We start from the raw sequence: 5,811 nt of genomic DNA on the forward strand, positions 1-5,811 counted from the left end.
CGCTTGAAGTTGACCATGGTGTACCCACCAGTCGGCCATGCCCGGCGTGGCGGCAGTCCGGAGCCGGTGCGCGGCTGGCTGCCCTACGGCCTCTCCCACGGCCCTCCCAACGTGGGATCAGCTGGACGATCGATGGTCATCGGCGGCCAAATGTCCACGCACGGCACTCACCCGTCCGGGGGATCCCGGAAATGGCGTCAACGGCACGTGGTGTGCTGGCAGGAAGAAGGCCGGCGCGGGTCACGCGTACGGACGGCGCCAGTGCGCGACAGGGGGACCGCCGGATGACACATCATCGAAGTCCACGAAGCCAACCTGACGGCTACCTTAATATATCGCGGTCATCCACAAGAGCGGTGACACCGTGAAAGTGGTCTCGGTCATGAATTACAAGGGCGGAGTCGGAAAGACCACTCTGACGGCGAACATCGGCGCGGAGATCGCCCGCTGGGGAAAACGGGTTCTTCTGATCGATCTTGATCCGCAGGCGAGCCTCACCTTCTCCTTCTACCGGCCGGAGGACTGGCGGGCGCACCTCGCCGAGGGCCGGACCATCAAACAGTGGTTCGAAGCCTGGCGGATGGACGGGCCGGTGCCGGGACTCGAGGCGCTCGTCACCGCCCCCACGGTGGCGAACTCCCGCATCGCGCATGGCGGTGGCCGGCTCGACCTGACCGCGTCCCATCTTGCCCTCGGCGACGTCGAGATGGATCTCGCCGCGCGGTTGGGTGGGGCACAGATCCACCGGTCGACACGCCACTACTTCGACGTCTATCTGCGTCTCGCGGCCGGGCTTGCCACCCTGCCCGGGCGGCTCTACGATCTGGTGCTCATCGACTGCCCGCCGAACTTCGGCGTCATCACGAGGTCCGCCGTGGCGGCCAGCGACCAGCTGCTCATCCCGGCCCGCCCGGACGAGCTGTCCACCCTCGGAATCGATCACCTGCAGTCCCGGCTGCGCCGGTCCACCTGGGAGTTCAACCAGGTCGCTGATCTGCAGGCCGACCTCCGGCCGGCCGTGAAGAAACTGGAACCGATGATTCTGGGCGTCGTCTTCACGATGGTCCAGTACTACGGTGGTCAGCCCGTTTCGGCGCTGCGGCCCTACATAGCGCAGACCAGAAGCCTTGGGCTGCCCGTCTTCGAGGCGATGCTCCGGGAGAGCAACAAGCACTTCGCCGGCGCGGCCCGCGCCCAGCTCCCCGCCATTCTCACCGAGCAGCTCAGCCGGGAACTCGCCTGGGAACTGCAGAGCCTGGTCGAGGAGTTCCTCAAACGCATCCGGACGGCGAACCATGGCTCCTGACAGTCGGCCCGCCAGCCACCCGGGTCGGGATACGGCCCGTCTCGGGGCCGTTCTCCTGCGCCAGGCGTCCGATCTGCTCGCCACCCTGGACGTCCGGCAGCTCGACGATCTCATGGCGGGTCGGGCGCGGCTCGCGGTCGTCCCCGCGGCCACGGCCACACCCACCGGCTACGGCTACGGCTACGGCAGCAGACCCGGGCGGTCGTGCCGCGGCGGACGGCTCCCGGCTCCCGGCGTCCGTGGACGTCGAGAAGCTGCACGCGACACTGGTCGCCGCCGCGAGCCGGGAGGAAGCCCGGGAGCACCTGGCCGCCCTGGGCCGGATCCCGGTCCCGCAGCTACGGGCCCTGGCGGGCGCCCTGGGTGTCGACGGGGTCGGCGGCAGGGATCCGAAAGCCACCGTGATTCGAAAAATCGTGGACGGGACCATCGGTTTCCGGCTCAGCTCCCGGGCGATGCTGGCCGGGGAATCCGAACTGTAGGATTTCCGATCACCACCCCAGCGCCCCCAGCGCCCCGCGGCCCTTCCTGGCCTGTCCCGGACGGACGAGGAAGGGGTGCGCGGACGGGGTGCCGCGCGGACGGGTCAGCCGGCGTGCGCGGGGACGACCTCGACGTCGGCGGTCGACTCCCGCCCGGCTCGGATGAGCACGATGATCACCACCGCAGCGAGCGCGATGAGGATGGCTCCCCACAGGAACGCCGTGGTGTAGCCCTCGATCTGCGCCTGGTCAAGGAGGGCCTTCCCACCCCGCCCGTGATCGGCCAGGTAGTTGGTGACGGCCGTCGCGTAGACGGTGTTGAGCAACGCGGTGCCCAGCGACCCGCCGATCTGCTGCGTCGTATTGGCCAGCGCGCTGGCCACCCCCGCGTCGTGCGGGGCGACCCCGATCAGCGCGAGGTTCGACAGGGGCACGAACGAGAAGCCCATGCCGATGCTGATCAGCAGCTCGGAGGGAAGGATGTGCACGACGTAGCTCGAATCCGTCCCGATCGCGAGGAGCAGCGCCATCCCGACCGCCGCGAGCGTCGTGCCGGCGCCGGCGAGTACCCGGGGCCCGGCGCGCGGCAGGAGCTGGCTGGCCAGCCCCGCGGAGACGATGATCCCGCCGCTGAACGGCAGGAACGCGAAGCCGGTCTTCAGGGCGCCGTAGCCGAGCGTCTGCTGGAAGTAGTACGTCAGGAACAGGAACATCGCGAACAGGCCGGCCCCGGTCAGCAGCGAGGCCAGGAACGAGCCGCCGCGGTTGCGCTCCCACGGCACCCGTAGCGGCAGCAGCGGCGCGCTGGTGCGGGACTCGATGACGACGAAGGCCGCGAGCAGCACGACCGCACCGACCAGCAGCCCGATGGTGCGGGCGTCGCCCCAGCCGTCCTCGGCGGCCACGGTGAAGCCGTAGACCAAGGCCACCAGGCCCGCGGTCACCGTCACCGCGCCGGGCAGGTCGTAGCGGGCCTTGCCCTGCGCCCGGCTCTCGCGCACCACGGGTAGCGCGAGAGCCGCGGTGATGAGCGCGATCGGCACGTTCACCAGCAGGCACCACCGCCAGGAGGCGTACTCGGTGAGCAGGCCGCCGACGATAAGACCGATCGCGGCGCCACCACCGGAGATCGCTCCGTACACGCCGAACGCCTTCGCCCGCTCGCGGCTTTCAGTGAAGGCGACGGTGATCAGCGACAGCGCGGCCGGCGCGAGCAGGGCCGCGAACGCACCCTGCAGCGCCCGCGCGGCGAACAGCAGGCCGGCGTTCGGGGCCAGGCCGCCCAGCGCCGAGGCCAGCGCGAAACCGAGGAGTCCCCAGCTGAAGGCCCGCTTGCGCCCCAGGTAGTCGGCGACGCGCCCGCCGAGCAGCAGCAGACCGCCGAAGGCCACGGTGTACGCGGTGACGATCCATTGCCGGTTCGCGGTGGAGATGTCGAGATCGGCCTGCGCGTGCGGGATCGCGATGTTCACGATCGAGGCGTCGAGGACGACCATGAGCTGCGCGACAGCGATGATCCAGAGCGCGAGCCAGCGCCGTGGATCGGGCGAGCCGTCCGCCGCGTCCACCGGACGGTCCTCCGCCTGGTGGTCGAGGGTTGTGGTCACAGGGAAGCTCCTAGCCGATCGGACCTGAAACGGGGACGAACGAACGCCACGAGTTCGCGCGAGGCGACCCGGTGCGGTGGGGATGGTGCCGGTGGACGGCGCCCCGGGACCGGGCGGTCCGTGGCGGCGTCGGTGACGCGACGGTGGCAGGGACAGGGCTATCGAACGAGCGTTCGAGCCGAGAATAGCTCAGGTGTTCGAGTTGGCCCCGGACGGGGGTGTTCCGGGCCGGAGTGTCGTTCCGGGCCGGCCAGCCAGTAACGGCATGAGCACGTCGTCCACCATATGATCGACGAACGCGCCGTCGAGCGGCTCACCGGTGACGAGCAGGCGACAGAAAATCATCGCCATGACGATCTCCATGATCACGTCGAAATCGGCCGACGCAGAGATCTCCCCCCGTTGCGAGGCCCGAGCGAACATGCAGCGGCCGATCTTCGCCTTGTTCTGCAGGATGTTGGCCTGCACGACCGCAGCCAGCCGCGGGGACTCGCTCGCGGCCCGGAGCACGCCAATGAGCAGCGCACCGTCGGGACCGGTAATCGTGTCGACCATGAGGCGCACCTCGGCGGCCAGGTCGTCCCGCAGGCACCCGGTGTCAGCCGGGACGCGGTCGCCGGGACCATGCCGCCGCAGGGCCTCCACGACCATCTCGTCCTTGCACGACCATCGGCGGTAGATCGTCGCCTTGCTGGCCCGGGCCCGGGCCGCGACGGCGACCATGCTCATCCGCTCATACCCGACCTCGACGAGCAGTTCCAGCGCGGCGTCCAGGATCGCCCGCTCCCGGGCATCGTCCCGGGGCCGGCCACGCCCGGCGCCACTCGGCGGGGAAATCGGTCTTCACCCTTCCGTCTCGGACGCTTCTCCGGAGTCGACGCGCATGGCCGCGACGCCGAGGAGAAGACGCAATGAACATTACCCTGACCAGAGAAACAGTACCGTACTGTACTGCAAATGCCAGCTCCCCGCACCGTGTGGCGCTGGTCACATCTGCCACCCGTCACCAACACCCGCACCCGCCCCGGCTCCGGGCTCCGGGCTCCGGCCGCGATCCGGGTGTCCCGAACGGACAACACCCGGGGCCGTCCGCCCAGAATATCGGCAAACGCCAAGATCAAGGGATTCATCATGCGATCGGATGTTCGGGGCGGTTAGAGCGGCAGGGCATGATGACTGGCGGAGGCGAGAGTTCCGTCCCCGCTGACCCCTACCCGGCCGATCCCTGCCCGGCCGATCCCCGTCCCGCGGACGGCCCTCCGGAAGGGAGAATTGTCATCATCCGCTCCGCCCAGCACCGATTCCTCGCCGCCGCCACTGGCAGCATGCTCGCGCTCGGCCTGGGCCTGGCCGCGTGCTCCCGGCACGGCTCCGCCCCTCGCCCCGCGTCGCCGACAGCGTCGGGCCCGGGTGGCCCGAACAGCGCACCCGCGCAGGCCGGCACGCCCGAGGAGTCCGGCGGCATGTGGGTCCTGCGGGACGTGCCCTACGCGCCGGTCTCGCCGGCACAGCGGCTGGATCTCTACCGTCCCTCCCCGCCGGCCCCGACGGCAGGTGCCGAAGGGGCCCAGGTGACCCCCGGGACGGTCCTGCCGATGGTACTCACGATCCACGGTGGCGCGTTCATGCTCGGCGACAAGCGGGACGACCTGCCGGTGGTCCGAGCACTCGTCCACGCCGGGTACGCCGTCGCCAGCTTGAACTACCGGCTGTCCGGGGAGGCGAAGTTCCCGGCCGCGGTCCAGGACGTGAAGGCGTCCGTCCGCTGGCTGCGGGCCCACGCGGGCACCTATGGCCTGGACCCCTCCCGCATCGCCGCGACCGACGCGTCGGCCGGGGCCTACCTCGCGGTGATGCTGGGCACGACGAGCGGCGTGGCGATGTTCGACGACCCGGGGCTCGGCAATCCCGGGGTGTCCAGCGACGTCCAGGCCGTCGTCGACTTCTACGGCCCGGTGAACTTCGCCTCGATGGACGCCCAGCTGCGCGCGAACGAGCGGTGCACCGTGGCTGACGCCCAGCACGACCAGCCCCACTCGCCGGAGTCGCGGTTCCTCGGCCGCACCGTGACGGCCGTGCCCCAGCTGGTCCGGGTGGCGAGCCCCCTGAACTACCTGAGCCGCGGGCCGCTGCCGCCGTTCCTGATCGAGCACGGGGACGCGGACTGCACGGTCCCCCACCAGCAGTCGCTGGAACTCGCCCACGCGCTGCGCGCCGCCGGAGCGCCGGCGGTGGACGTGACGATCGTGCCGGGCGCCGGCCGCGGCGGTGCCTTCCCGGCCCGGGAGCGGATGGGCGTCGTTCTGGCGTTCCTGCACCGCACCATCGGCCGCTGACGGCCGGCACACCACCCGGCGCTCCGTCGACCAACCACCTCTGCGGCCTCAGGCCACCTCTCTGGCCTCAGGCCGCGGGC

At 70.6% G+C, this 5,811-nt stretch carries 5 protein-coding genes; 3 read left to right on the top strand and 2 right to left on the bottom strand.

Annotated elements, in window-relative coordinates:
- The first annotated feature begins 364 nt into the window (after positions 1–364).
- A complete protein-coding gene (locus ACY5KJ_RS16840) occupies positions 365–1,306 on the top strand; it encodes a ParA family protein (RefSeq protein WP_462203815.1) in 942 nt (313 codons plus the stop codon).
- A 239-nt stretch (positions 1,307–1,545) separates the two neighbouring features.
- A complete protein-coding gene (locus ACY5KJ_RS16845; RefSeq protein ID WP_254665519.1) occupies positions 1,546–1,788 on the top strand; it encodes a hypothetical protein in 243 nt (80 codons plus the stop codon).
- A 104-nt stretch (positions 1,789–1,892) separates the two neighbouring features.
- Here the strand turns inward: ACY5KJ_RS16845 and ACY5KJ_RS16850 are convergent, their stop codons facing one another.
- Both ACY5KJ_RS16850 and ACY5KJ_RS16855 read right to left on the bottom strand, forming a co-directional pair.
- Positions 1,893–3,395, bottom strand: coding sequence for an MFS transporter (locus ACY5KJ_RS16850; protein WP_462187889.1), 1,503 nt, complete (start codon positions 3,393–3,395; stop codon positions 1,893–1,895).
- Positions 3,396–3,584: 189 nt separating this feature from the next.
- Complete coding sequence (locus ACY5KJ_RS16855; RefSeq protein WP_462203816.1) at positions 3,585–4,232, bottom strand: TetR/AcrR family transcriptional regulator; 648 nt, start codon at positions 4,230–4,232, stop codon at positions 3,585–3,587.
- A gap of 332 nt (positions 4,233–4,564) precedes the next feature.
- Here ACY5KJ_RS16855 and ACY5KJ_RS16860 point away from each other — a divergent pair, with 332 nt between their 5' ends.
- Positions 4,565–5,731, top strand: coding sequence for an alpha/beta hydrolase fold domain-containing protein (locus tag ACY5KJ_RS16860; protein WP_462187888.1), 1,167 nt, complete (start codon positions 4,565–4,567; stop codon positions 5,729–5,731).
- Positions 5,732–5,811 lie beyond the last annotated feature (80 nt).

Source organism: Frankia sp. CcWB3 (assembly GCF_977927595.1).